The sequence below is a fragment of the Massilia glaciei genome (assembly GCF_003011895.2).
Lineage (GTDB): Bacteria > Pseudomonadota > Gammaproteobacteria > Burkholderiales > Burkholderiaceae_D > Telluria_A > Telluria_A glaciei.
Window position 1 is genome coordinate 59,336 of sequence record NZ_PXWF02000297.1, and the last position, 25,237, is coordinate 84,572.

The following is a 25,237-nucleotide window of genomic DNA, read 5'->3' on the forward strand; positions in this document are numbered from 1 at the left end:
TCCGTCCAATGATATAAATCATTATATCGACGAGCAAGAAAGCGCCCTGCACGCCAGAGCGCGCCACCGGACCGTCTGCTAACGTTGGCCGAAGACTAATGCTTTTGGTACACTATCAACTCACCGTTTTTTGGCGCGACCGCGGCCGCCCCCACCCAACAGGACGAACACGAATGAAACAACTCTATGTCAACGGCAACTGGATCGCAGGTTCGGGCAGCACCACCACGCGCAGTCCGTCGGACCGCAGCGAGGTCGTCGGCGAATACACCAGCGCGGGGGCGGCCGAGGCCGAACTGGCCATCGCCGCCGCGCATGGCGCGGCCGCACGCTGGGCCCTGTCGGGGGTGCAGCAGCGCGCCGACGCGCTCGACGCTATCGGCACCGAGATCATCGCCCGCAAGGCCGAGCTGGGCACGCTGCTGGCGCGCGAGGAGGGCAAGACCCTGCCCGAGGCGATCGGCGAGGCGGCGCGCGCCGGCGCGATCTTCAAGTTTTTCGCGCAGGAGGCCCTGCGCATCCCGGGCCAGCGCCTCGCCTCGGTGCGTCCCGACATCGAAGTCGACATCACGCGCGAGCCGGTCGGCGTGGTCGGCATCATCGCGCCGTGGAATTTCCCGATCGCGATCCCGGCCTGGAAGATCGCCCCCGCGCTGGCCTACGGCAACTGCGTGGTGTTCAAGCCGGCCGATCTGGTGCCCGGTTGCGGCTGGGCGCTGGCCGAGATCATCAGCCGCGCCGGCTTGCCGGCCGGCGTGTTCAACCTGGCGATGGGGCCGGGGCGGGTGGTCGGCGAGGCCATGCTCAACGACGCGCGCGTCAACGCGATCAGCTTCACCGGTTCGAGCGCCACCGGCGAGCGCGTGTTGGCCGCCTGCGCGCGCCGGCGCGCCAAGGTGCAGCTCGAAATGGGCGGCAAGAATCCGCTGGTGGTGCTGGCCGACGCCGACATGGATGTCGCCGTCAACGCCGCGGTCCAGGGCTCGTATTTCTCGACCGGCCAGCGCTGCACCGCGTCGTCGCGCCTGATCGTCGACGAGCAGGTGTATCCGGCCTTCGTCGAGGCGATGGCGCGCCGGCTCGGCGAGCTCAAGGTCGGCCACGCGCTCGAGGCCGGCATCGACATCGGCCCCGTGGTCGACAACGCGCAGTTGGAGCAGGACCTGCGCTACATCGAGATGGGCAAGGCCGAGGGCGCGCGGCTGGTGTGCGGCGGCGAACGGGTCGAACGCGCCACCGAGGGGTATTTCCTGACGCCGGCGTTGTTCGCCGACTGCGATCCGTCGATGCGCCACACGCGCGAGGAGATCTTCGGGCCGGTCGCCTCGGTGATCCCGGCCAAGGGCTACGAGCACGCGCTGGCGCTGGCCAACGACACCGAGTTCGGGCTGACTGCGGGCATCTGCACCAGCTCGCTCAAGCATGCCACGCACTTCAAGCGCCACGCCAAGGCCGGCATGGTCATGGTCAACCTGCCGACCGCCGGCGTCGACTACCACGTGCCGTTCGGCGGCACCAAGGGCTCGAGCTACGGCGCGCGCGAGCAGGGCAGCAACGCGGTCGAGTTCTTCACCACCGTGAAGACGAGCTACACGGGCAGCTGACCGGATGCCGTCCCCGGCGGCGCATGCCGCGGTGGACGCCCGTCCCACCCTTGCTAGTCGGGCGTGCCGTCGTCGCGCCGGCCGACATTGCTTTGCCGGACCTGGCGGCCGCCTTGGTCGGTGTCGACCGATTGCCGGTTGGCCGTGTTCGACAAACCGGTGTCGTCGTCCATCGGCGCGTCGGCCGACAGGTGCGGCGCGGCCGGGCTGCGCGGCAGGCCGCCGGCAAGGCCGTTCGATTCGTGCAGTTGCGGATTGGGGTTCTGGGCGCTGGCGGCGCCCGCGCCGCCCTGCTTGCCGCCCTGGCCGGCCTTCGACTCGCGGCGCCTGTTCGCCTTGTCGAGCTGCGCCGTCTCCTCGTTTATCTTCTGCTTGCCCATGCTGTTCCCCTTGTCGGATTGAACCGACGCAAATTTGCCTCGCCGCGTCCGGTTAGCCGGACCCGACCATGATGCGCCGCGATTCGAGAACACAATATGGGAACACGCTGCGCAGCCTTGTAGGACTGGTCTCACAGCGAACGACTTGGCGGTGGCAGTGCTCGAAGTACAAAATTTCCAGTGATCCCCCGTCCTACAGCTACTCCGCAAGCAGTCCTATAGCCGCGTGCCGCAGCCCTGCCTAAGATGGATTTCACCGTTCGCTCATCGACGCATGGTCGCCGGGCACGGGGGATCTCCCGCATGGGCGGGCGGGCAACATTTGACAGGAGAGTGACCATGGCAACCAGTGATCAGGGCAACAAGCAAAGCGGCAAGCAGGCCGACAAGCAGGTTGACAAAAAGGACGAGAAACACGACGAGAAGCACGACGCGAAACACGGCGAGAGGCACGACCAGAAGGCGGCCGGCAAGCAGACCGGCAGTGAAAGCGGCGGCGGCACCCGCAACCGCGGCTTCGCGTCGATGGATCCGCAGCGCCAGCGCGAGATCGCCAGCGAGGGCGGCAAGGCAGCCCACCAGAAGGGGACGGCGCACGAGTTCACCTCGGAAGAGGCGCGCCGCGCCGGCAGCATGAGCCACGGCAACAGGCAGGCCGCGACGGCGAGCACGGCGTCGGGCGCCAAGCAGGGCGGCAACGAGCAGAGCGGCAAGGGCGGCAGCCGCAGCGGGCACGACAGTGGCAGCGGCCCGGGGAACAAATCGGGTTCGTCCGGCGGTTCGGGCAAGCGCTAGGAGCCTGTCGGACTTAGGATCGTTGGCTGTAAAAAGTGCTGGACGGTCCATATTTCGCCGCTTTCTCGGCCAATAGCTCGCTATTGGCACTGCGAAGTCATCGAAATCTGTCCTCGCCCAGCACTTTTTTCGCTTCGACTCCCTAAGTCCGACAGGCTCCTACTGCCGTCCCGCGCAGTCCTGCAAAAGGGGGGGAGCGCCACGCTCCCCCCTTGCGCGCCCACGTCTCCCCTTGCCACGAGGCGTGTTTCGCGTTTATTTTCCAATAAGCGACACCGCCCCGATTCCACCCATCGGGCCGGTTGAATGCTGTAAAATTGCCGCGTCTTATCTTTTAACCGGGGAATCACGTGGTCCAGAAAGCGGTAGTTCGTCAAGTAAAAAGCTTGAGCATGTCGTGCGACAAGCTTGGCAACATGTTGCTCGTGAAGTTTTCCTGCGTCGGCGCCAAGGATGCGTGCCTGTTCATGCCCGCCACCATCGTGTTCTGGCTGCTCGACAACATGCCGGTCAACCAGAATCCGAATCTGCGCGCGCCCGAGGTGCAACCGAAGATCACCCAGGACGACTGGGACAGTTCGCAGACTGCGCGCATGCTCAGCGCCCAGTGCATGCAGTTCCCGGACGCGCTGCGCATGACGTGCGAGCTGGTCCAAAGGCCCGATCTGACCTTGCTACTCAACACCTCCTGCATCGAACTGATGCGCCGCTACATGCAGGTCTACAGCACCGAGCTGATCAATCTCGAGAACTGAGAGACCGGGCCGCCGCGCCGGCAACGGCGTTGACGTTTGCAGGTTCCAGCCCCGCGCTCGCGCAAATTCGCGCCCGCGCATGCCCGGCGGCGCGGCAAATCCGGGTATGATTCTCCTCTTTGTGAAAACACCAACGAGGGGACCAGCATGCCTATCAAAATCAGCCAGCATTTCGACTCCGGCGCCATCGAGGTGGTACGGGCGGACAGCCCGGGCCAGATCGACCTGAACCTGCGCTCGGACTCGCATGCCGACATCCATCAATGGTTCCATTTCCGCCTCCAGGGCGGGGCCGGCCAGGCTTGCACGATCCGGTTCCTGAACGCCGGCCAGGCCACTTACGCCAAGGGCTTCGAAGGCTACCAGGTTGCCGCCAGTTACGACACCGAGCACTGGTTCCGCGTGCCGACCAGCTTCGACGGCCAGGTCATGACGGTCCGGCACACGCCCGAGACCGACAGCGTGTACTACGCCTATTTCGAACCCTACTCGTGGGAGCGCCACCTGCGCCTGCTCGGCGAGGTGGCCGACAACCCGCTCGCGCGCGTGCACGACCTCGGCTCCACGGTCGACGGGCGCGACATGAACATGGTCGTCATCGGCGACCCGGCGGCCGAAAAGAAAATCTGGGTCATCGCGCGCCAGCACCCGGGCGAGACCATGGCGCAGTGGTTCGTCGAGGGCCTCATGGACGCGCTGCTCGACGAGGCCAATCCGGTCGCCCGCAAGCTGCTCCAGCGCGCCGTGTTCTACATCGTGCCGAACATGAACCCGGACGGCTCGGTGCGCGGCAACCTGCGCACCAACGCGGCCGGCGCCAACCTGAACCGCGAATGGATGGCGCCCTCGCTTGAGCGCAGCCCCGAGGTGCTGTGCGTCAAAAACAAGATCCACGAAACGGGATGCGACATGTTCTTCGACATCCATGGCGACGAGGCGCTGCCGTACAACTTTGTGGCCGGCAACGAGATGCTGACCGACTTCACGCCCGAGCGCGCCGCGCGCCAAAACGCCTTCATCGACCAGTACATCGCCGCCAGCCCCGACTTCCAGAAGGTCTACGGCTACGCCGCCAGCAAGTACAACGAGGAGTTGCTCACGCTCGCCTCGAAGTACATGGGGCACACCTTCAAGTGCCTGTCGCTCACGCTCGAAATGCCGTTCAAGGACAACGCCAACCTGCCCGATCCGCACGTGGGTTGGAACGGCGCGCGCAGCAGCGTGCTCGGCGCGGCCATGCTGCAGCCCATCCTCGGCGCGCTCGACTAGCCATGGGCGTCGAGATCGAACGCAAGTTCCTGCCCGCCGGAGAGGGCTGGCGCGCGCTCGGCGAGCCGGTGTTGCTGCGCCAGGGGTATCTGTCGTCCGATCCGGCGCGCGTGGTGCGGGTGCGCGTCGAGGGCGGGTGCGCCACGCTCACCATCAAGGGCCCGAGCGTGGGCGCCACCCGCGGCGAATGGGAGTATCCGATTCCGCTGCACGAGGCCAACGAGTTGCTCGACACCTTGTGCCAGCGGCCCGTCATCGAGAAATACCGCCGCCGCATCACGCATGCGGGCAATGTGTGGGAGGTCGACGAATTCCTCGGCGCCAACGCCGGCTTGGTGGTCGCCGAGATCGAACTGGCCAGCGAGGGGCAGGCGTTCGACAAGCCGGACTGGATCGGGCGGGAAGTGAGCGACGACGCGCGCTATTTCAATTCGAGCCTGATCGGATTGCCCTACTCGCGCTGGCAGCGCTGAGGCTCGCCGGTGTCGCGGCTGACCGGCGTCGAGGCCGGCTGTTTGCTTAAATTAAGGAAGTGCGAATGTCGGTCATCATGAAGCGAATGCGGTACCTGAGGAATATGGAGGCGCTGGCCGCCATCGCCTTGCCCTTGTTGTTCGTCCACGACTGGACCAAGCCGCCGGCCGCGGCGCTGGCCTGGGAGTTGCGGGTCCCGGCGATGTGTTTGCTTAGTTATCTGTTGCTTCAGGGTTCGTGGTACTGGCATCTGAAAATTGTCGCGATGGAACGGCGGCAAGCCTTGCCTGCGTATTTCCATCCGCTGTACCGCGGGTTCAAGTGGGCCAACACACTGCTGCTGGCGGCCATGCTCGTGGCGCTGGCCGGCGCCGCGGCCGGCGGCGCCCGAGCGGCGGATCTCGGCTGGGCCGGCGGCCTGCTCGCCGGCGCGGTCCTCGAACAGATCAACTATTTCCATTACCAACTGATGTACGATACGCGCGGCGCCATCGCGCACCTGCGCCGCAACGCCCGCCTGCGCACGCCCGCGCTGGCCATCGACCTCAAGCGCGCTGGCGCGGAGCGCGCCGCGGCGCCGGCTTGAACGGGCGTCCGGGCCCACGCCCGCGAATAAAAAACGGCCACCTTTCAGTGGCCGTTTTTTCGTGCGGATGCGGCGCCTATGCCTGCTTGCCGCCCAGCGCCCTGGCCGCGGCCAGACGGCGCAGCACCAGCGTGTTCAGTTCGCGCGTGTGCGCGCTCCAGCGGCTCGAGATCTTCTCCAATTCAAGGTTCAAACGCGCCGCGGTCGCGTGCTCGCCCGTGGTGAAGGCCCAGATCGCATACTCGGCCTTCGCCTCGTAGGTGCCGAAGGCGGCCACGGCCGCCTCGAACGCGGCGCGCGCCTCCGCCACGCGCGCGGTGCCGGCGTACGCGCGCGCGATCAGCAGGGCGATCTGGCCGGCGCGGAAATCGGGGTGTTGCTGGCGCAGCGGCTCAAGGTGGCGCAGGGCGTCGGCGAAGCGCGCGCACGCGACGTAGGCGTCGGCGGCGCCGAAGCGGATCTCGGGCTCGGCCGCGAACGGCCCCCGCAGGCAGGCCTCGTATTGGCGCGCGCCTTCCTCGGCGCTGCCACCGTTGACCAGCGCCGACGCGAGCCGCATCTGGTTCTGCGCGGTCGGGACGTCGTCGAAGGCGAGGCGCGCCTCGCGCAGTTCGCGCGTCGGGTCGATCGCCTTGACGGCGGCGTTGACCGCCTTGAGGGCCTTGGCCTCGAGGCGCGAGTTGGGCAGGCAGACCCCGAAGAAATACACCAGGCTGCCCAGCAGTGGAAACGCGAACAGGATGAGCAGCCAGTACATTTGCTGGCGGGTGCGGATCGCGTGGATGGCGCACATGATGGCGATGACGACATGAAGTCCGAGTCCTGCGAAGGGCATGTTGGCTCCGTCCGGTGGGTTGGCTTGGCTTGAAAAGGTTAGCATATTATAAATCACGCCAACGCCCGTCCCCCAAAAAAAACGGCCACCTTGAAAGTGGCCGTCGCGCGCTTGCAAAACCGGTGGTCAGTGGAAGTGCTCGCCGCCGGCGGGCGTGTCCTCGGGCATTTCGGCGTGCACCAGTTCGCTGACCGGGTCGGCGAACAGGGGCGCGCCGCAATCGTCGCAATACTCGGCCACGAAACGCTCGTTGTGGCGCTTGATGTGCGTGATGCCGGCCTCGTTGAGGTGGGCGACGATCTCGTCGAGCGGGGTCTTTTGCTCGGCCAGCGCGTCGATGCCCGCGTTGACCAGGCCCTCGACGGGCGTGCCGTCCTCGTCCTCCTGGCCGTACAGCGGCCAGACGATGCCGTAGATGACGTCGGGCGTCTGGCGCAGCGTGAAGGCGACCCGGTATTCGTCGATCTCGCCGTCGGCCGACTCCTCGCCGAAGCCGGCGATGACGGCGCGCAGGTCGGACGGCTCGACCGCGAGCGTGTTGGTCAGGTAGTGCACGGCGGCGCGGATCGAGACCGGGCGGATCAGTTTGTCGGCCTCGCGGCAGGCCACGTAATAGGCCTCGGGCAAGAGCAGTTCGATGCCGCAGCCGGGCAGCAGGCGCGCGATGTTGGGCGTGGCCTGGGTTTGCCATTGCTCGAGCGCGTTGGCGCGTTCGGCCATGAAATTGATCTGGTGCTGCGGCTCCTGCCAGCGGAACAGCGGCGCGCCGAGCGGCGCGACGACGGCGAGCATCAGGTAGCGCGTGTCGGCCAGGAACGGCGCGGTCTCGGGCGGCTTGGCGGCGGCCTTGAGCGCCGTGCCTTTGTGCGCGGCCTGGGCCAGCTTGTGCGTCATCGAGTACGTCTCGGCGTGCGTGCGCGGCAGCTGGTCGATCGCGAACAGGGTCGGGGCCATGGCCACCTGGGTGCCCTCGGCCAGCAGGTGCGCGGCGAAGTGGGCCGTGAGGGTGGCGACCAGCTCGGCCGGGATGGCGCCCGAGGCGATCGAGAAGCGCGTCCAGGCGAGCACGGGCGCGGCCACCAGCAGGGCCTGGTAGCTGAGCTCGGCGCCGTCTTTTTGGTCGACCATGATGGACGACTCGCTGACGGCCTCGACCCCCTCCATGAGGATGTCGTAGGCGTTCAGGTCTTCCTTGAACAGCAGGTTGAGGGTGCTGTCGACGGTGTCCTGGTGGCCCGACTTGAGCAGCTTTTGCAGGTGGGCGTCGAGCTGGCGCTCCCAGGTGCGTTCTTCGAGGCGGCTGGCGGCCTGCACGATGGCCTGCGAGATGCTGACCAGGCGCTGGCTTTCGGCCGACAATTTGTTGGATGGATCTTTGGATGGTCGACGCATGGCGCTATAAGAGTCTTTAAAAAATGGAATGGACGGATCGATAATCTGACGACAATGATAAACCCTTACCCGACGTATTGTAGTTGATTCGGCCATGGACCACGATGACAGCGCAAATGCCGCGCAGAATCGGCCCATTTGTGAGCTAGCAAAAAAAAGCGCCGGACGGATCCGGCGCTGTGTGGTCGCGGCCGCGCGCCGGCGGGCGCGCGGCCTGCCGACTCTCTTAGGCGAGCAACTGGCGCAGCACGAACGGCAGGATGCCGCCGTGCTTGTAGTAGTCGACCTCGATCGGGGTGTCGATGCGCAACAGGACCGTGACGTCCTGGCTGCTGCCGTCGGCGCGGTGGATCACGAGGGTGGCCAACTGCTGCGGCTTGATCTCGCCCTCGAGGCCCTTGAGGTCGAACACCTCGGTGCCCGTGATGGCGAGCGACTGCACGCTGTCGTCGCCGATGAATTGCAGCGGCAACACGCCCATGCCGACCAGGTTCGAGCGGTGGATGCGCTCGAACGAGCGGGTGATGACCGCCTTCACGCCGAGCAGCTGGGTGCCCTTGGCGGCCCAGTCGCGCGACGAGCCGGTGCCATACTCCTCGCCGCCGAACACCATGGTCGGCACGCCGTCGGCCACGTATTTCATGGCCGCGTCGTAGATCGACATGGTTTCGCCCGAGGGCTGGTGCACCGTGATGCCGCCCTCGACGGCCGAGCCGTCGGCCTTGGCCGGGATCATGCGGTTCTTGATGCGCACGTTGGCGAAGGTGCCGCGCATCATGATCTCGTGGTTGCCTCGGCGCGAGCCGTAGGAGTTGAAGTCGGCCTTGAGGACGCCGTTGGCGAGCAGCCATTGGCCGGCCGGGCCGCTTTCCTGGATCGAGCCGGCCGGCGAGATGTGGTCGGTCGTGATCGAGTCGCCGAACACGCCGAGCGCGCGCGCGCCCACCACGCCGGTGGCGGCCGCCTTCGGCGTCATGGTGAAGTCGTCGAAGAACGGCGGCTCGGCGATGTAGGTCGATTTCGGCCAGTTGTAGACCTGGCCCTCGACGGTCGAGACGTTCTCCCACAGCTTGCCCGGGGCGCCCTTGACGTCGGCGTAGTTGGCCTTGAACACGCTCGCGTTCATGGCGTGCTTCATCATGGCCGCGATCTCCTTCGAGGTCGGCCAGATGTCGCCCAGATACACGTCGCGCCCGCCCGTGCCCTTGCCGACCGGCTCGGTCATCAGGTCGCGCGTCATGTTGCCGGCGATCGCGTAGGCGACCACGAGCGGCGGCGAGGCGAGGAAGTTGGAGCGGATGTTCGGATGGATCCGCGCCTCGAAGTTGCGGTTGCCCGACAACACGGCCGAGGCCACGATGTCGTGCTCGGCGATCGCCGCGTTCATTTCGGGCGTGAGGTCGCCGGCGTTGCCGATGCAGGTGGTGCAGCCGTAGGCGGTCACGCCGAAGCCGAGCTTTTCCATGTAGGGCAGCAGGCCGGCCGCGTTCAGGTACTCGGTGACCACGCGCGAGCCGGGCGCGAGGCTGGTCTTGATGTGCGGCGCGACCGTCAGGCCGGCCTCGACCGCCTTCTTGGCCAGCAGGCCGGCGGCCAGCATCACGCTCGGGTTCGAGGTGTTGGTGCACGAGGTGATCGCGGCGATCAAGACGTCGCCGTTCTTGACGTTGACGCCGTTGGCCGTGGTGTAGACGTTGGTCAGGTCGTCGGCCTTTTTATTGAAGCCGTTTTCGGTGGTCGGCTTCGAGAACAGCTCGGCGAAGTTGTTCTTGACGTTGCCCAGTTCGATGCGGTCCTGCGGGCGCTTGGGGCCGGCCAGCGACGGCGACACCGACGGCAGGTCGAGCGTGACGATGCGGGTGTAGTCGATCTCGCCCTCCTTGGGCACGCCGTACATGTCCTGCGCCTTGAAGTAGTTCTGGAACGCGGCGATCTCGTCGGGCGTGCGGCCGGTGCCCTCGAAGTATTCGACGGTGGCGTCGTCGACCGGGAAGAAGCCCATCGTGGCGCCGTATTCGGGGGCCATGTTGGCGATCGTGGCGCGGTCGGTCAGCGACAGCGACTCGGTGCCCTCGCCGAAGAACTCGACGAACTTGCCGACGACCTTCTCCTTGCGCAGCAGTTCGGTGATGGTCAGCACCAGGTCGGTCGCGGTGCAGCCCTCGCGCAGCACGCCGGTCAGGTTGACGCCGACCACGTCGGGGGTCAGGAAGTAGACCGGCTGGCCCAGCATGCCGGCCTCGGCCTCGATGCCGCCCACGCCCCAGCCGACCACGCCGATGCCGTTGATCATGGTGGTGTGCGAGTCGGTGCCGACCAGGGTGTCGGGGTAGTAGGTGTCGCCGGCCTTGTGCACGCCGCGCGCGAGGTATTCGAGGTTGACCTGGTGCACGATGCCGAAGCCCGGCGGCACCACGCCGAAGGTGTCGAAGGCCTGCATGCCCCACTTCATGAACTGGTAGCGCTCGTTGTTGCGCGAGAACTCGAGCTTCATGTTCAGGTCGAGCGCGTTGGGATCGCGGTAGTGGTCAATCGTGACGGAGTGGTCGACGACGAGGTCGACCGGCACCAGCGGCTCGATGTTTTTTGGGTCGAGGCCCATCTTGCTGGCCACGTTGCGCATCGCCGCCAGGTCGGCCAGCAGCGGCACGCCCGTGAAGTCCTGCAGCACCACGCGCGAGACCACGAACGGGATCTCGTCGGTGCGCTCGCCGGCCGGACGCCAGTTGGCCAGTTGCCGGACGTGCTCTTCGGTGACCTTCTTGCCATCGCAATTGCGCAGCACGGATTCGAGAACGATGCGGATCGACACCGGCAGGCGCGAGACGTTCACGCCAAGGCTCTTGCCGAGCGCGGGCAGCGAGTAGAACTTGCCTTTCTGGCCGGCCGACAGTTTGAAATCCTTGAGCGTGTTCAGAGTATTGCGGGACATGACCTCTCCTTGGTGGGGTATTGACTGCTGCTATTGTTGACTGCTGCTATTACTGACTGCTGCTATTGTTGACTGCTGTTGTTGATCGCTGCTGTTTTTTATTGGTGGTTATCGTGGCTTGGCATCGGGCGTGGCCGGCTTGGCCTCGGGCGCCGGTTCGGCCGGCACCGCCGGCGCCGTCACCGGGGCCGGCACGATCGCCGGCGCGGCCGCGACCGCGGCCGGGTCGATCGGCACCGGCGCGATGGCGGGCGCGACGATGATGGCGGGCGCGTCCGGCGGCGGGTTGCGCTGGAGTTCGCTCTGGCATTCGTTGGCGAGCTGGCGGTTCAGTTTGGAGTCGAGCAGCATGCCCTTGGACGGGATGCCGATCCAGATCAGGCCGAACGACAGGTTCTCGAAGCGGTGCGCGCCGGTGCTGGTGGCGACGCGGTTGAGGCGGTGCACCCGGTTCTGCCAGCGCAGCGCGATGTGGCCCTTGTCGGCGTCGCTGTGGTAGGTCGTGACCTTGTTGCCGAGCTCGCAGGCGAACTCGGTGGCGGTGGTGCCGGCCAGGTCGGGCTCGGGCTCGCTCGGACGCGCCAGCGCGTCGGGCACGGGCTTCCTGAGCGCGACCTTTTTCGGCCTGGCCTTGCCCGGCTTGGCCTTGCCTGCCTGTGCGGCCTTGACGGCGGGCGCGGCCGGGGCCGCCATGGCGGGGGCGGCGCACAGTGCGCTGGAGGCGAGCGCGAGTACGCAGGCGGCGAGGGTGCTCGGGAATGTGGTGGGCATCAGGTGGTCTCCGGTGGGTCGTTGCTGACGAGTGCGGCGGCGGCGTCGGGCAAGGCAAGTCCTGCCAGCTTCGCCCTTTGCAGGACGGTCCAAAAGTAGCGGTAGCTGGCGCGGTCGTGCAAGCGCCCGTTCTGGGCAATCGGGCCCCACTGCGCGGCGGCCGCGTCGGTGAGGATGTTGGTCGCTTCGTTCACTTCCGACAACCGCGGCGTGAAGGCCTTGATGATCGGTTTGATCTGGGCGGGATGGATGCTCCACATGCGGGTGAAACCGAATTCGCCGGCGGCGCGCTGGGCGTCGTTGGCCACCACGGCGGTGTCTTTTATTTCTGTCGTGACATTATGCGACGGCACCTTGCCATGCGCATGACATGCCGCAACGATTTCGAGCTTGGCGCGCACCACCAGCGGGTGGCTGAACTGGCCCGGGGTGCGCATCGCGCTGCCGGGCACGGCGCCGTAGTGGGCCGAGACGAAATCCATGATGCCGAACGAGAGGCAGGCGACCTGGGGCAGGGCGGCGATGACATAGGCGTCGCGCAGCGCGCCGTGGGTCTCGATGAGCACGTGCACCGGCAGCGAGGCGCGTCCGGCCGGCACCGCGTGCTTGTTGATCAGCTCGATCGCCTCGATCACCTCGAAGGCGCTCTCGGCCTTGGGCAGCACCACGTAGGCCAGGCGCTTGGCGGCGCCGCCGACGATGGTGGCGACGTCGTGTTCGAAATGGGGGCTGGTCGACTCGTGCAGGCGGGCGCCGATGCGGTCGAAAAAGTTGCCCTGGTCGTTGAGCAGGGACGCGACGAGCCGCGCGTGCTCGGCCTCGGCGCCGGCGGTGGCCCCGTCCTCGCAGTCGAAGGTGATGTCGAACAGGGGGCCAAGTTCTTGCTGCAGGGCCATCGACTTGCGCATGAGATTCTCGGAGCCGGCGTAGTGGTCGCAGGCGGGAAGCAGCAAGGGCTGGCGTTTGCCCTGGAATAAAACCTCGGAAGGATGCATAGTCGATTCTTTAGAAAAACGAACGCGCCGCGCCGCGCGGGTTGGCGCGGCGGCCCGGCGCGCGCGCCGCGCGGGCGGCTGCGGCCCCCTGGCGCGTGCGCGGGGATGCTTAGGCCAGCAGGTGGGCGACGCCCTCGCGCTCTTCGGTCAGTTCCTTGAGCGTGAGGTTGATCCGCTCTTGCGAGAACTCGTCGATCGGCAGGCCCTGCACGATGGTGTATTCGCCGTTGGCGACGGTGACCGGGAAGCCGAACATGGTGCCCTCGGGGATGCCGTAGGAGCCGTCGGACGGGATGCCCATCGTGGTCCACTTGCCGCCGGTGCCGAGGAACCAGTCGTGCATGTGGTCGATCGCGGCGTTGGCGGCCGAGGCGGCCGAGGACAGGCCGCGCGCCTCGATGATGGCGCCGCCGCGCTTGCCGACGGTGGGCAGGAAGGTGTCGCGGTTCCAGGCCTCGTCGCCGATCAGGTCCTTGACGGACGCGCCGTCGATTTGGGCGAAGCGGTAGTCGGCGTACATGGTCGGCGAATGGTTGCCCCAGACGCACAGTTTTTCGATCGCGGCGACCGGCTTGCCGGTCTTGGCGGCGATTTGCGACAGCGCGCGGTTGTGGTCGAGCCGCAGCATGGCGGTGAAGTTCTTGGCCGGCAGCGACGGCGCCGATTTCATGGCGATGTAGGCGTTGGTGTTGGCCGGGTTGCCCACCACCAGCACCTTGACGGTGCGCGAGGCGACCGCGTCGAGCGCCTTGCCCTGCACCGTGAAGATCTGGGCGTTCGCCTCGAGCAGGTCCTTGCGCTCCATGCCGGGGCCGCGCGGACGGGCGCCGACCAGCAGGGCGCAATCGGCGTCCTCGAACGCGGTCATCGGGTCGGCGTGCGCGGTCATGCCGGCGAGCAGCGGGAAGGCGCAGTCGTCGATTTCCATCATGACGCCCTTGAGCGCTTTTTGCGCCTTCTCGTCGGGGATTTCCAGCAGTTGCAGGATGACCGGCTGGTCCTTGCCGAGCATGTCGCCGTTGGCGATGCGGAACAGCAGGGAATAGCCGATCTGGCCGGCCGCGCCGGTGACGGCAACGCGCAATGGGGTTTTTGCCATGATGAATCTCCAAAGTGGGAATGAAAACGGTCGAAGCTGAGGATACGCTTGTTCGGGAAAACTGCAATGATACCAAAACAGCAGTGCGGACGCCCCCTTCGGGCGGCGCCGGTCGTGCCGCGCGCCGCCCGTGCGCGCGCGACCTTGCAGGATCGTCCGCGAGTGTAGGCCTTGCGGGCTCAACTGTCAATTCATATCATATGTCTTATATAAGACATATAAACTTGGACGATAATTGCTGGACGGGCAGGCGCTTTTGTGGTGAAATCGACCCCTATGAATCCAGCACCGACCAACCCGACCGGCCCGACCGGCCCCGCCGCCGGCGCCGCCCCGGCCGCGCAGGCGGGCAGCTCGCCCACCTTCAGCCCGCTTTACCAGCAGATCAAGGCGCTCATCACGCAGGGCTTGCAGTCGGGCGAGTGGAAGCCGGGCGAGCTCATTCCCAGCGAGGTCGAGCTGGCCGGGCGCTTCAAGGTCAGCCAGGGCACGGTGCGCAAGGCGATCGACGAGCTCGCCGCCGAGAACCTCGTCATGCGGCGCCAGGGCAAGGGCACGTTCGTGTCGACCCACCACGAGGCGCGCGCGCATTTCCGTTTTTTGCGGCTGGTGCCCGACGAGGGCGTGCCGCACCAGCCCGACAACCTGATCATCGAGGTCAAGCGCATGCGCGCCCCGGCCGAGGTGGCGCGCCTGCTCGAGCTCAAGTCGGGCGACGCGGTGGTCTACATCAGGCGCCTCATGTCGTTCGACGGCAGCCCGACCATCCTCGAGGAATTGTGGCTGCCGGGGCAGTTGTTCAAGGGGCTGACGGCGGAACGCCTGGTCGAATACAAGGGGCCCATGTATGGCTTGTTCGAGTCCGAGTTCGGCACCCGCATGATCCGCGCGAGCGAGAAAATCCGCGCCGTGGGCGCCGACGCGGGCGCCGCCCAGTTGCTCGGGGTGCCCGACGGCACGCCGCTGCTGTGCGCCGAGCGCGTCTCGTTCACCTACGGCGACAAGGCCGTCGAGTTGCGCCGCGGCCTGTACCTGACCGCGAACCACCACTACCAGAACGATTTGTCGTAGGTGGCGTTCGTCCCCGGGCTTTTTTTTGCCCGGGCCGGACCGGGGGCGGGCCGGACCGGGGGGCGGGCCGAGCCGGGGGGGGATTCGGGGCGGGCCTGCCGGGCGTTGCCGGCGTGGCGCGGCGCATCGGGTTTGTCCCGGGCTTGTCCCGGGTCGGTCCCGGCGGCGCCGGTTTGCGCGGCGGCGCCAGCAGGAAATGGTTGTTGCGAATAGAATACGTTGTGTTTGGGAAAGCACCATTCCCGCCCGTATTTTCGGTTTGTGGCCAATTAGGCATTGGTCCGCCACCCGAAATAGGCGAAAATTGCAGGTTCAAAATATGCAGTGTCCAGTTTAAGTTCAAGGGAGGTCTAGTATGTCCGAAGCCGTGAAAGAGGCTCCAAAAAAAGCGCGGCCGCAATTCCGTAACATCCATGTTACGCAATTGGCAAATTACCGCCTGCCGCTGGCGGGCGTGGTCTCGATCCTGCACCGCATCAGCGGCTTCGCGATGTTCGCGCTGCTGCCGGTGGTGCTCTACATGTTCCACCTGAGCGTGAGCTCCGAGATGTCGTTCGCCTACTTCGCCGGCATCGCCGCCAAGCCGCTCGTCAAGCTCGTGATCCTGGGCCTGGTGTGGGCCTACATGCAGCATTTCTGCGCCGGCGTGCGGCACCTGTTCATGGACCTGCACCTCGGCCTCGACAAGGATTCGGCCCGCAAGTCGGCGCTCGTCGTGCTCGTGGCCAGCCTGTCGCTGACCGCGCTGGTCGGCCTCAAACTGTTTGGAGTTTTCTGATGGCGAACAATAACATCGGACCGAAGCGCCTGGTCGTCGGCGCCCACTACGGCCTCAAGGACTGGCTGGCCCAGCGCATCACCGCCATCGTCATGGCGCTCTACACCTTCGTGCTGCTGTACGCCTTCCTGAGCGGCCAGAACTTCACCTACGAGGGCTGGGCCGGCGTGTTCGCCCAGCAGTGGTTCAAGCTGTTCAGCCTGGTCACCTTCCTGGCCCTGTTCTACCACGCCTGGGTCGGCATGCGCGACATCTGGATGGACTACGTCAAGTCGGTCGCGCTGCGCCTGACGCTGCAGATCCTCACGATCGTCTGGCTGGTCGCCTGCGCCCTTTACACAGCACAAATTCTCTGGAGCGTCTAATCGTGGCGGCTATCAAATCTGCACTTCCGACCCGCCGTTTCGACGCGGTCATCATCGGCGCCGGCGGCTCCGGCATGCGCGCCTCGCTGCAACTGGCCGAGGCCGGCCTGAACGTGGCCGTGCTGTCCAAGGTGTTCCCGACCCGCTCGCACACGGTGGCGGCCCAGGGCGGCATCGGCGCCTCGCTCGGCAACATGAGCGAGGACGACTGGTACTGGCACATGTTCGACACCGTCAAGGGCGGCGACTACCTCGGCGACCAGGACGCGATCGAATTCATGTGCCGCGAGGCGCCCAAGGTGGTCTACGAGCTCGAGCACTTCGGCATGCCGTTCGACCGCAACCCCGACGGCACCATCTACCAGCGCCCGTTCGGCGGCCACACCGCCAACTTCGGTGAGAAACCGGTCCAGCGCGCCTGCGCCGCGGCCGACCGCACCGGCCACGCGCTGCTGCACACGCTGTACCAGCGCAACGTGCGCGCGCGCACCCATTTCTTCGTCGAATGGATGGCGCTCGACCTGATCCGCGACGCCGACGGCGACGTCATCGGTGTAGTCGCGCTCGAGATGGAAACGGGCGAATGCATGATCCTCGAGGCCAAGACCACGATCATGGCGACCGGCGGCGCGGGACGCATTTTCGCGGCCTCGACCAACGCGTTCATCAACACTGGCGACGGCATGGGCATGGCCGCGCGCGCCGGCCTGCCGCTGCAGGACATGGAGTTCTGGCAATTCCACCCGACCGGCGTGGCCGGCGCGGGCGTGCTCATCACCGAGGGCGTGCGCGGCGAGGGCGGTATTTTGATCAACAGCAACGGCGAGCGCTTCATGGAGCGCTACGCGCCGACCCTGAAAGACCTGGCGCCGCGCGACTTCGTGTCGCGCTCGATGGACCAGGAGATCAAGGAGGGCCGCGGCTGCGGACCGAACAAGGACCACGTGCTGCTCGACCTGCGCCACATCGGCGCCGACACGATCGCCAAGCGCCTTCCTTCGATCCTCGAGATCGGCCACAAGTTCGCCAACGTCGACGCCACCAAGGAGCCGATCCCCGTGGTGCCGACGATCCACTACCAAATGGGCGGCATCCCGACCAACATCCACGGCCAGGTCGTCGCGCCCAAGGACGGCAACCCGGTCGCCGTTGTCAACGGCCTGTACGCGATCGGCGAATGCGCCTGCGTCTCGGTGCACGGCGCCAACCGCCTCGGCACCAACTCGCTGCTCGACTTGCTCGTGTTCGGGCGCGCCGCCGGCAACCACGTGGTCGCCTCGAACCTCAAGCAAAAAGAGAACAAGCCGCTGCCCGAGGGCGCGGCCGACTTCGCGATGGCGCGCATCGCCCGCCTCGAGAACTCGACCGGCACCGAGAAGGTGCAGAACGTCGCCAACGACATCCGCGCCACGATGCAAAAGTATTGCGGCGTGTTCCGCACCGACGAGCTGCTCAGCCAGGGCCTCAAGGAGATCATGGTGCTCGACGAGCGGCGCAAGCACGTCGCGTTCAAGGACAAGTCGAAGGTGTTCAACACGGCGCGCGTCGAGGCGCTCGAGCTCGACAACCTGATCGAGACCGCCAAGGCGACCATCACCTCGGCCGTGGCCCGCAAGGAGTCGCGCGGCGCGCACGCGCACAGCGACTTCCCGGAGCGCAACGACAGCGAATGGATGAAGCACACGCTGTGGTTCTCGGCCGACAACCGGCTCGAGTACAAGCCGGTGATCACCAAGGCGCTCACGGTCGAGACGTTCCAGCCCAAGAAACGTACTTTTTAAAACGTACCTTTTAACACGTACCTTTTAACACGTACTCCTCAACACGTACTTTTTAATATCTCGCGGGCCGGGGTTTTTCACCCCGGCCCCAACTAGCCAGGGTCAGTCATGACACGCACAGTAAAACTCAAGATCTACCGCTACGATCCGGACACGGACGCCAAGCCCTACATGCAGGACGTCACGGTCGAGCTGCAGGACACCGACAAGATGCTGCTCGACGCGCTCCAACGCATCAAGGCCGACGTCGACGACTCGCTGTCGCTGCGCCGCTCGTGCCGCGAGGGCGTGTGCGGCTCCGACGCGATGAACATCAACGGCAAGAACGGCCTGGCCTGCACCACCAACCTCAACGAGCTGACCGAGCCAATCGTGCTGCGCCCGCTGCCGGGCCTGCCCGTGATCCGCGACCTGATCGTCGACATGACCCAGTTCTTCAAGCAATACGATTCGATCAAGCCGTATCTGGTCAACGATTCGATCCCGCCGGAGAAGGAACGGCTGCAGTCGCCCACCGAGCGTGAGGAGCTCGACGGCCTGTACGAGTGCATCCTGTGCGCCTGCTGCTCGACCTCGTGCCCGTCGTTCTGGTGGAACCCCGACAAGTTCGTCGGACCGGCCGGGCTGCTGCAGGCCTACCGCTTCATCGCCGACAGCCGCGACGAGGCCACCGGCGACCGGCTCGACAACCTCGAAGACCCGTACCGCCTGTTCCGCTGCCATTCGATCATGAATTGCGTCGACGTCTGCCCCAAGGGACTGAACCCGAACCGGGCGATCGGCAAGATCAAGGAACTGATGGTGCGGCGCGCGGTTTAATCGCCGCACAGCCCCGCCCGGCCCGGGCCGATACAGTAGAAATACGGTAAAACGCCCTAAAACCGCTGCAAAACCCCCTAAAACGGGGCAAAAAGTGTACCGTGCTGCCAGTGTCGCGCGGCCGGAGTATAGTGTTGACCGAACGACAGGATCTTTGTGACCACACATCAATCCGACCCTGCCAACCGCGCGCGGCTGCGCTGGCGCAGCCGCCGCGGCCTGCTCGAGAATGACCTGATCCTGACCCGCTTCCTCGATGCCCACGAGGCGGACTTGACGGACGATGAGGTCGATGCGCTCACGCGCCTGCTCGACCTGTCCGACATCGCGCTCATGGGGCTGATGCTGGCGCGCGGCGAGCCCGAAGGTGAAGTCGATCTGCCGCACGTGCACGCCTTGCTGGCGCGCCTGCGGACCGCCTGACCAGTTTCGTAATTTTAATTGTAGACTCACCTCCCAGAAGGAAGTGCCATGAACATCTCTGACAACAAAGCCACCCTGTCGTTCTCCGACGGCAGCCCCGCAATCGACATGCCGATCTACACCGGCACCGTCGGCCCGGACGTCATCGACATCCGCAAGCTGTACGCGCAGACCGGCAAGTTCACCTACGACCCCGGCTTCATGTCGACGGCCGCGTGCAACTCGAAGATCACCTACATCGACGGCGACAAGGGCGAACTGCTGTACCGTGGCTACCCGATCGAGCAACTGGCGGTCAATTGCGACTTCCTCGAGACGTGCTACCTGCTGCTCAACGGCGAACTGCCGAACGCGGCGCAAAACACCAAGTTCAGCGACACCGTGACCAAGCACACGATGGTGCACGAGCAGATGCAATTCTTCTTCCGCGGCTTCCGCCGCGACGCGCACCCGATGTCGGTGCTGGTCGGCACCGTCGGCGCGCTCGCCTCGTTCTACCACGACTCGCTCGACATCAACGACCCGCACCACCGCGAAGTGTCGGCGATCCGCCTGATCGCCAAGATGCCGACCTTGGTGGCGATGTCGTACAAATACTCGATCGGCCAGCCGTTCGTGTATCCGCGCAACGACCTGTCGTACAGCGCCAACTTCATGCGCATGATGTTCGGCAATCCGTGCGAGGAGTACAAGATCAACGACGTGCTCGTGCGCGCGCTCGACCGCATCCTGATCCTGCACGCCGACCACGAGCAGAACGCGTCGACCTCGACCGTCCGCCTGGCCGGCTCGTCGGGCGCCAACCCGTTCGCCTGCATCGCCGCAGGCATCGCCTGCCTGTGGGGCCCGGCGCACGGCGGCGCCAACGAGGCCGCCCTCAACATGCTCAAGGAGATCGGCACCGTCGACAAGATCCCCGAGTTCATCGCCCAGGTCAAGGACAAGAACTCGGGCGTCAAGCTGATGGGCTTCGGCCACCGCGTGTACAAGAATTTCGACCCGCGCGCCAAGCTCATGCGCGAGACCTGCCACGAGGTGCTGCAAGAACTCGGGCTGCAGGACGACCCGTTGTTCAAGCTGGCGATGGCGCTCGAAAAGATCGCGCTCGAGGACGAGTATTTTGTTTCGCGCAAGCTGTACCCGAACGTCGACTTCTACTCGGGCATCGTGCAGTCGGCGCTGGGCATTCCGGTGTCGCTGTTCACGGGTATCTTCGCGATGGCGCGCACCATCGGCTGGATCGCGCAATGGAACGAGATGATCTCGGACCCCGAGCAGAAGATCGGCCGTCCGCGCCAGTTGTTCGTCGGTTCGACCACGCGCGACGTGCCGCCGATGGATTCGCGCGCGTAAGCGCGCGCCGGGGCGCTGCCCCAGCCGCGCGCTCATACGGCGCGCCACGACGCGTGAAGCCCCCTGGGACGACATCTGACAATCGGCAGACCCGGCTCAGAGGCTGAGAGTTTTTCGGGCGTGTCCGAGCAGCCCGCCAGAAAGCGACAGATCGAGACGCAAAGCACAGCCATAGCGGGCTATGGCGAGCATTTGCAAGGACGAACTGGCGCTTTCTGGCGTGCTGAGCGGGCATGATCGAAAGACTCTCAACCTCTCAGCCCCCGGTTGCGAAACATTGCACCGAATAATGCCCCGCGCTGCGGGGTTCTCTCTATGGGATAGGGCCAAGCCGGGCCATGACCACGGACAATGTTTCATAAGTGGGGTCAGACCCCGGTTGCGAAATATTGCATAAGTGGGGTCAGACCCCGGTTGCGAAATATTGCGCTGACTGTGTCTTGGCGAATTCCGACGCCGGGCGGTGCGTGGAACGAGCAGTGCATAAGTGGGGTCAGACCCCGGTTGCGAAATATTGCGCTGACTGTGTCTTGGCGAATTCCGACGCCGGGCGGTGCGTGGAACGAGCAGTGTTTTCAAAGGAATCTGAGGCCGGGCCGGCTAACGCTGTTTCTCGACGAACGCGGTGAGCGTTTGCAGCACGCTCGGCGCGATCGTTTCCTCGATCAGCGCGTATTCGTCCTCGGCGCCGGTGTTCGCGGTTTGGAACAGGTGGTTGAGCGAGGGCAGCACCTCCGATTCGACCTTCAGGTTGCCGCCCGCCTTGAGCGCGCCGACGATGCCGCCGAGGTTTTCGGGCGCGGGCACTTGGCGGTCGAGGCCACCGTTCAGGGCGAGCACAGGCGCGCGCACGGCGCGCCAGTCCTTGCGCGGATCCTGCAACAGTGATGCCCGAAGAAAGGGCTGGCCCGCCCAATCGAGCGTCAGGCTGCCCACGTTCATCTTGAATTTCTCCACCAATGCCCGATCAGAGGGCGAGAGCGCCGCCCGCATCGCCTTGAGCTTGGCGATGCGTACGCCTGCGTCGGCCTCGGCCGCGATGATGCCGTACCAATCGCGCGCATAACGCATCAGGCGCGCCAACTCCTCCGGCCCGGCCTTGTTGCCCTGCGCATAAACCCGGTCCTGCAGCAGGATCATCTCGAGGCCGTTCAGGCCGGTGCCCGCGAGCGATACCACGAAGTCAACCGACGCCGGGTCGCGCGCGGCCACCGCCGCCGCGATGGCCGGCCCCTCGCTCACGCCGATCAGGCCGAGCCGGTTGAACTGCTTGCGCTCCTTGACGGCGCGCACCACCGCGTTCAGATCGTCGACCAGTTGCGGCAGCACGTGGTTGGCGTAATCGCCGGTCGAGCGCGCCACCCCGCGCTTGTCGTAGCGCAGCACCGCGATGCCCCGGCGCGCCAGATGGTCGGCCATGACGGCGAACGGACGGTGCCCGAAGATCTGGGCGTCGCGGTTGCCCGGGCCGCTGCCATGGACGAGGATCACGACGTTCGGGCGCGCCACGCCGTCCGGCAGCGACAAGGTCGCTCCGAGCATGACGCCGTCGGCGCCGGGGATGGCCAGCGTCTGCTCCAGGTATGGCAGCGGCGCCGTCGGTGTTTGCGGCCGCGCCCGGACCGGAAAGCGCTCCACCGGCCTGAGCGGGAGCGCCTGTGGCGCGCCGTTCTGCGTGTATTCGGCCAGGAAGTGGTCCTTGTTCCACGTCATCTTCATGGTCGCGAAGTGGAAGTCGAGCAGCACGCCGTGTTCGGTTTCGGTGATGGCCTTGACGGGGATGTCGTAGGCGTCCTGGTCGGGCGAGGCGAAACTTGCCCAGTGCGAGCCGTCGGCCCGCGTGAGCAGTTCGGCGCCTATCCGGAGCGTGCGTCCGTCCGGGGTCTTCAATTCCCCGAGCCAAAAGCCCTGGCGCTCCTGCAGGACGCCGCCGTGGGCGCCGGTGTGCAAGGCGAGCAATGTTGCGAGGCAAATCATGGTGCGTGTGAACGATTTCATGCGCGGTATTCCTAAAAGTTGAGGGGAAATATCGAAGGGATGACAGGGACCGACTTTGCTCCGCAAATGTGGAGAAAGCGTGGCGGCGGGCCGCCGCAACGGCCGCGAACCCTCGTATTTTTCTGATACAGTGAGTCCTTGTTACGAGGAATGATCGAGCGAGCATGGCTCCAGCGGAAACCAGACGGCATTTATTGGAACGGGCTTCCCTGATCCTGGGCCTTGGCATGTGCGCCTGTGGCGCCGCGTTCGTGCTCAGTTGGCTGCTGGATCTGCCGGCGCTGCGCTTTCCGGTCGCACAGTCGCCGCAAATCGGACCGGTCCTGTCGGCGCTGGTGCTGGCCATGGGAATCGCGATGGCCGCGGCGCGCGGCGGCGCTTGGCGCGAACAGGTGTCGCGCCTGGTCGCGGCCGCCGCACTGGCCGCGCTCTGCGTGGCGGTGCTGGCCCAGTTGCTGGCGCCGGTCCGGGCGCCGTTGCCGGCCACCCATATCTATCCGATCCCGGCGCTGGTGTTCATGATCCTCGGCGCCGGGTTGGTGTTGGCCAGACCTGGCAAGCGCATGCTCGCGGCCGGGGTCTGCGCAGCGCTCGGCCTGGCCATCAGCGTCTTCGTGCTGGTCAACCTGTGCCGCTGGCGCCTCAACGAGGCCGGCCATCCGTTGCTGTTCGTGATGACGATGCAGGCCGCCGTCGCGCAGACCGTGTTCGCGGCGGCGCTCGTGTGCCTGACGCTGGCCGGCCTCGAGGTGCGCGGCAGGGTCGAGGCGTTCGTGCTTTGGTCGGCCGGCGCCATCGGCGTCGCCTGCATGCTGGTCTGGGCCTTCATCAACTGGACCGACGCCGCGCACGTGGTGCAGGAGGCCGAGCAGCAGACAGGCAACGTCTCGCGGCTGCTCGAAGCCCATTTCGAACTGGGCACGGACGCCGTCAATCTGGTCTTCGACGAGGTCGAGCGGGCGCTCGGCACGCGCAGCCTCGACGAGCTCGCCGTGCTCGATGCCGAGGGGCGGCGTCTGGCGGCGCTGGCCGGCGCGCTGCCGCAGGTGCGCGCGCTGCACCTGCTCGACGCGGCCGGACGGGTGCGCGCCTTTGGCGCGGCGCGGCCGCAGGCCGGCCCCGGTCTACGGGCGCGCGGGTTTTTCATCGCGCACCGCGGCGGACAGCGGCACGCCTTCGGCGGCATCGCCGCGGACGCCGCCGGCGCGCCCACCTTCACGTACAGCCGCCGCCTCAGCGACGCCCGGGGCGGGTTCGCCGGCGTGGTGCTCGCCGAAATGGAGCCGGCGTATTTCCAGCGTTTCTACCGTTCGCTCGAGTTGGGCCCGGGTTCGGCACTGAGCCTGTTCCGGGCCGACGGGCGGCTGCTGTTTCGCGAGCCGATACTGGCCGACCCCGCCGAAGGCGACCTGGAACGGCATCCGATCTTCGCCCGCCTGATCGCGCTGGCGCCGACGGGCAGGTTCGTCGGCCATTCGCCGTCCGACCACGAGCAGAAGTTCAGCAACTACCGGCTCGCCCCGCGGCGCGCCTTCGTCGTCGTCACCGCGATCGGCATGGACCACCTTGGGGCGCCGTTCGCGCGGCGCTTCATGCTGTCGGCCGGCGTGCTCGGCGCGCTGCTCGCTTTGCTCGGCATGGCGGCGCGCATCCAGTTGCTGGGCATGCGGCGGGGGAAGGCCTTGCGCCTTGCCGAGGCGGCCAGCCGCCTTTACATACGCTCCATCCTCGATTCGGTGGGATCGGCCATCGTGATCGTCGACGCCGGCGGCCGGATCGTCGATGTCAACGCGGAGTGGTCGAAATTTTCGGGCGAGAACGGGGGCTGCGGCGCCAATTACGTCGGCTGTAACTATCTGGCGGTTTGCCGGGGCGTGACGGGCGAAGACGCCAAGGACGCGCTGGCGGCCGCCGCGGGCATCAGCGCGGTCATCGCCGGCGGGCTAGAGGTGTTCGAGCACACCTATGCCTGTCACAGCGCGACCGGCGAGCGCTGGTACAAGATGCGTGTGACGCCGTTGGCGGAGAGCGACGGCAGCGTGGTCGTGATCCACCAGAGCATCACCGACCTGAAGCTGACCGAAGCCGAGTTGCGGCGCGTCGCCAACACCGATTCGCTCACCGGCCTGAGCAACCGGCGCGCGCTGGTCGAGTTGGCCGAACGCGAACTGGCGCAGGCGCGCAGGCAAAAATACCCGGTCTCGATCATGATGCTCGACTGCGACCATTTCAAGAAGGTGAACGACACCTATGGCCACGGCGCGGGCGACCTGGTGCTGCAGACGCTGGCCGGGATAATGCGCGCCGTGTGCCGCGACACCGACATCGTCGGGCGCGTCGGCGGCGAGGAGTTCGTGGCGCTGCTGCCGCATACGGCGATGCAGGGCGCGCTCGTGTTGGCCGAGCGGCTGCGCGAGGCGGTCGGCGCCGCCAGGGTGCGCAGCGGGGGCGACACGATCACCTTCACTATCAGCATCGGTGCCGCCGCGTTCGCGCCGCCGATGAGCTTCGACGAGTTGCTCACGGTGGCGGACCGGGGCCTGTACAAGGCCAAGGCGGGCGGACGCAACCGTGTCGAAGCGGCCGGCTCCTAGCAGCCTGTCGGACCTAAGGGAAATCGGCTGCGACTCCGCCCGAGCGGTCCATATTCCGCCGTTTTTTACCAATAGAATAACCATTAACCCTCAAAATCGCCGAAATCTTTCCTCGCCCAGCCGAATTTCCGCTTCGATTCTTTAAGTTAGACAGGCTGCCGGGCCGGT

General features: G+C 66.2%; 22 protein-coding genes. 14 read left to right on the plus strand and 8 right to left on the minus strand.

Annotated elements, in window-relative coordinates:
• Positions 1–173 precede the first annotated feature (173 nt).
• Positions 174–1,604 carry an aldehyde dehydrogenase family protein gene (locus C7C56_RS22875; RefSeq protein WP_106759669.1) on the plus strand — a complete coding sequence of 477 codons (1,431 nt, stop codon included), beginning with the start codon at positions 174–176 and terminating at the stop codon, positions 1,602–1,604.
• A 53-nt stretch (positions 1,605–1,657) separates the two neighbouring features.
• Here the strand turns inward: C7C56_RS22875 and C7C56_RS22880 are convergent, their stop codons facing one another.
• The gene (locus tag C7C56_RS22880; RefSeq protein WP_106759670.1) at positions 1,658–1,984 is read right to left on the minus strand and encodes a hypothetical protein; all 327 of its coding nucleotides are present in this window, start codon (positions 1,982–1,984) and stop codon (positions 1,658–1,660) included.
• A 339-nt stretch (positions 1,985–2,323) separates the two neighbouring features.
• Between C7C56_RS22880 and C7C56_RS22885 the strand changes: the two genes are divergently transcribed.
• The 5 genes from C7C56_RS22885 to C7C56_RS22905 all read left to right on the plus strand — a co-directional run bounded on the left by C7C56_RS22885 (position 2,324) and on the right by C7C56_RS22905 (position 5,863).
• Complete coding sequence (locus C7C56_RS22885; RefSeq protein ID WP_106759671.1) at positions 2,324–2,779, plus strand: KGG domain-containing protein; 456 nt, start codon at positions 2,324–2,326, stop codon at positions 2,777–2,779.
• A 392-nt stretch (positions 2,780–3,171) separates the two neighbouring features.
• Complete coding sequence (locus C7C56_RS22890) at positions 3,172–3,534, plus strand: hypothetical protein (protein WP_106759672.1); 363 nt, start codon at positions 3,172–3,174, stop codon at positions 3,532–3,534.
• A gap of 147 nt (positions 3,535–3,681) precedes the next feature.
• Positions 3,682–4,803: a M14 family metallopeptidase gene (locus C7C56_RS22895; RefSeq protein WP_106759673.1), complete on the plus strand. Its 1,122-nt coding sequence runs from the start codon at positions 3,682–3,684 to the stop codon at positions 4,801–4,803.
• Positions 4,804–4,805: 2 nt separating this feature from the next.
• Entirely contained in the window at positions 4,806–5,276 is a 471-nt protein-coding gene (locus C7C56_RS22900) for a CYTH domain-containing protein (protein WP_106759674.1), read from the plus strand.
• Positions 5,277–5,353: 77 nt separating this feature from the next.
• Positions 5,354–5,863, plus strand: a complete 510-nt coding sequence (locus C7C56_RS22905) for a hypothetical protein (RefSeq protein WP_146204610.1) — start codon at positions 5,354–5,356, stop codon at positions 5,861–5,863.
• A gap of 76 nt (positions 5,864–5,939) precedes the next feature.
• On the opposite strand, the gene C7C56_RS22910 is transcribed toward C7C56_RS22905, so the two are convergent.
• From C7C56_RS22910 to C7C56_RS22935, 6 genes are all read right to left on the minus strand, one after another.
• Positions 5,940–6,698 carry a PLDc N-terminal domain-containing protein gene (locus tag C7C56_RS22910; protein WP_106759676.1) on the minus strand — a complete coding sequence of 253 codons (759 nt, stop codon included), beginning with the start codon at positions 6,696–6,698 and terminating at the stop codon, positions 5,940–5,942.
• 126 nt (positions 6,699–6,824) lie between these two features.
• A complete protein-coding gene (locus C7C56_RS22915) occupies positions 6,825–8,090 on the minus strand; it encodes a DUF2863 family protein (RefSeq protein ID WP_106759677.1) in 1,266 nt (421 codons plus the stop codon).
• Positions 8,091–8,316: 226 nt separating this feature from the next.
• Positions 8,317–11,022: an aconitate hydratase AcnA gene (acnA, locus tag C7C56_RS22920; RefSeq protein WP_106759678.1), complete on the minus strand. Its 2,706-nt coding sequence runs from the start codon at positions 11,020–11,022 to the stop codon at positions 8,317–8,319.
• A gap of 108 nt (positions 11,023–11,130) precedes the next feature.
• Positions 11,131–11,793, minus strand: a complete 663-nt coding sequence (locus C7C56_RS22925) for a hypothetical protein (RefSeq protein WP_181373315.1) — start codon at positions 11,791–11,793, stop codon at positions 11,131–11,133.
• Positions 11,793–12,788, minus strand: a complete 996-nt coding sequence (locus C7C56_RS22930) for an HpcH/HpaI aldolase/citrate lyase family protein (protein WP_106759679.1) — start codon at positions 12,786–12,788, stop codon at positions 11,793–11,795. Before C7C56_RS22930 ends, C7C56_RS22925 begins: the two co-directional genes overlap by 1 nt.
• Before the next feature lie 109 nt (positions 12,789–12,897).
• On the minus strand, positions 12,898–13,887 hold the full coding sequence (locus C7C56_RS22935) for a malate dehydrogenase (protein WP_106759680.1): 990 nt from the start codon (positions 13,885–13,887) through the stop codon (positions 12,898–12,900).
• A 276-nt stretch (positions 13,888–14,163) separates the two neighbouring features.
• Between C7C56_RS22935 and C7C56_RS22940 the strand changes: the two genes are divergently transcribed.
• From C7C56_RS22940 to gltA, 7 genes are all read left to right on the plus strand, one after another.
• Complete coding sequence (locus C7C56_RS22940) at positions 14,164–14,958, plus strand: GntR family transcriptional regulator (RefSeq protein ID WP_106759681.1); 795 nt, start codon at positions 14,164–14,166, stop codon at positions 14,956–14,958.
• Positions 14,959–15,313: 355 nt separating this feature from the next.
• A complete protein-coding gene (sdhC, locus tag C7C56_RS22945) occupies positions 15,314–15,736 on the plus strand; it encodes a succinate dehydrogenase, cytochrome b556 subunit (protein ID WP_106759682.1) in 423 nt (140 codons plus the stop codon).
• Complete coding sequence (gene sdhD, locus C7C56_RS22950; protein WP_106759683.1) at positions 15,736–16,101, plus strand: succinate dehydrogenase, hydrophobic membrane anchor protein; 366 nt, start codon at positions 15,736–15,738, stop codon at positions 16,099–16,101. Before sdhC ends, sdhD begins: the two co-directional genes overlap by 1 nt.
• A 2-nt stretch (positions 16,102–16,103) precedes the next feature.
• Positions 16,104–17,882 carry a succinate dehydrogenase flavoprotein subunit gene (gene sdhA / locus C7C56_RS22955; protein ID WP_106759684.1) on the plus strand — a complete coding sequence of 593 codons (1,779 nt, stop codon included), beginning with the start codon at positions 16,104–16,106 and terminating at the stop codon, positions 17,880–17,882.
• Positions 17,883–17,990: 108 nt separating this feature from the next.
• Complete coding sequence (locus C7C56_RS22960) at positions 17,991–18,701, plus strand: succinate dehydrogenase iron-sulfur subunit (RefSeq protein WP_106759685.1); 711 nt, start codon at positions 17,991–17,993, stop codon at positions 18,699–18,701.
• A 156-nt stretch (positions 18,702–18,857) separates the two neighbouring features.
• Positions 18,858–19,124: an FAD assembly factor SdhE gene (locus C7C56_RS22965; RefSeq protein WP_106759686.1), complete on the plus strand. Its 267-nt coding sequence runs from the start codon at positions 18,858–18,860 to the stop codon at positions 19,122–19,124.
• A 48-nt stretch (positions 19,125–19,172) separates the two neighbouring features.
• Positions 19,173–20,477: a citrate synthase gene (gene gltA, locus C7C56_RS22970; protein ID WP_106759687.1), complete on the plus strand. Its 1,305-nt coding sequence runs from the start codon at positions 19,173–19,175 to the stop codon at positions 20,475–20,477.
• A 600-nt stretch (positions 20,478–21,077) separates the two neighbouring features.
• Here gltA and C7C56_RS22975 read toward each other — a convergent pair.
• Positions 21,078–22,475, minus strand: coding sequence for an alpha/beta hydrolase family protein (locus tag C7C56_RS22975; protein WP_106759688.1), 1,398 nt, complete (start codon positions 22,473–22,475; stop codon positions 21,078–21,080).
• A gap of 194 nt (positions 22,476–22,669) precedes the next feature.
• Between C7C56_RS22975 and C7C56_RS22980 the strand changes: the two genes are divergently transcribed.
• Positions 22,670–25,069: a diguanylate cyclase gene (locus tag C7C56_RS22980; protein ID WP_181373316.1), complete on the plus strand. Its 2,400-nt coding sequence runs from the start codon at positions 22,670–22,672 to the stop codon at positions 25,067–25,069.
• The last annotated feature ends 168 nt before the right edge of the window (positions 25,070–25,237 follow it).

Coding starts and splice junctions, on each gene's coding strand:
- C7C56_RS22875 (WP_106759669.1), top strand. CDS start 174: ATGAAACAACTCTATGTCAACGGCAACTGGATCGCAGGTTCGGGCAGC.
- C7C56_RS22880 (WP_106759670.1), bottom strand. CDS start 1,984: ATGGGCAAGCAGAAGATAAACGAGGAGACGGCGCAGCTCGACAAGGCG.
- C7C56_RS22885 (WP_106759671.1), top strand. CDS start 2,324: ATGGCAACCAGTGATCAGGGCAACAAGCAAAGCGGCAAGCAGGCCGAC.
- C7C56_RS22890 (WP_106759672.1), top strand. CDS start 3,172: ATGTCGTGCGACAAGCTTGGCAACATGTTGCTCGTGAAGTTTTCCTGC.
- C7C56_RS22895 (WP_106759673.1), top strand. CDS start 3,682: ATGCCTATCAAAATCAGCCAGCATTTCGACTCCGGCGCCATCGAGGTG.
- C7C56_RS22900 (WP_106759674.1), top strand. CDS start 4,806: ATGGGCGTCGAGATCGAACGCAAGTTCCTGCCCGCCGGAGAGGGCTGG.
- C7C56_RS22905 (WP_146204610.1), top strand. CDS start 5,354: ATGAAGCGAATGCGGTACCTGAGGAATATGGAGGCGCTGGCCGCCATC.
- C7C56_RS22910 (WP_106759676.1), bottom strand. CDS start 6,698: ATGCCCTTCGCAGGACTCGGACTTCATGTCGTCATCGCCATCATGTGC.
- C7C56_RS22915 (WP_106759677.1), bottom strand. CDS start 8,090: ATGCGTCGACCATCCAAAGATCCATCCAACAAATTGTCGGCCGAAAGC.
- acnA (WP_106759678.1), bottom strand. CDS start 11,022: ATGTCCCGCAATACTCTGAACACGCTCAAGGATTTCAAACTGTCGGCC.
- C7C56_RS22925 (WP_181373315.1), bottom strand. CDS start 11,793: ATGCCCACCACATTCCCGAGCACCCTCGCCGCCTGCGTACTCGCGCTC.
- C7C56_RS22930 (WP_106759679.1), bottom strand. CDS start 12,788: ATGCATCCTTCCGAGGTTTTATTCCAGGGCAAACGCCAGCCCTTGCTG.
- C7C56_RS22935 (WP_106759680.1), bottom strand. CDS start 13,887: ATGGCAAAAACCCCATTGCGCGTTGCCGTCACCGGCGCGGCCGGCCAG.
- C7C56_RS22940 (WP_106759681.1), top strand. CDS start 14,164: ATGAATCCAGCACCGACCAACCCGACCGGCCCGACCGGCCCCGCCGCC.
- sdhC (WP_106759682.1), top strand. CDS start 15,314: ATGTCCGAAGCCGTGAAAGAGGCTCCAAAAAAAGCGCGGCCGCAATTC.
- sdhD (WP_106759683.1), top strand. CDS start 15,736: ATGGCGAACAATAACATCGGACCGAAGCGCCTGGTCGTCGGCGCCCAC.
- C7C56_RS22960 (WP_106759685.1), top strand. CDS start 17,991: ATGACACGCACAGTAAAACTCAAGATCTACCGCTACGATCCGGACACG.
- gltA (WP_106759687.1), top strand. CDS start 19,173: ATGAACATCTCTGACAACAAAGCCACCCTGTCGTTCTCCGACGGCAGC.
- C7C56_RS22975 (WP_106759688.1), bottom strand. CDS start 22,475: ATGAAATCGTTCACACGCACCATGATTTGCCTCGCAACATTGCTCGCC.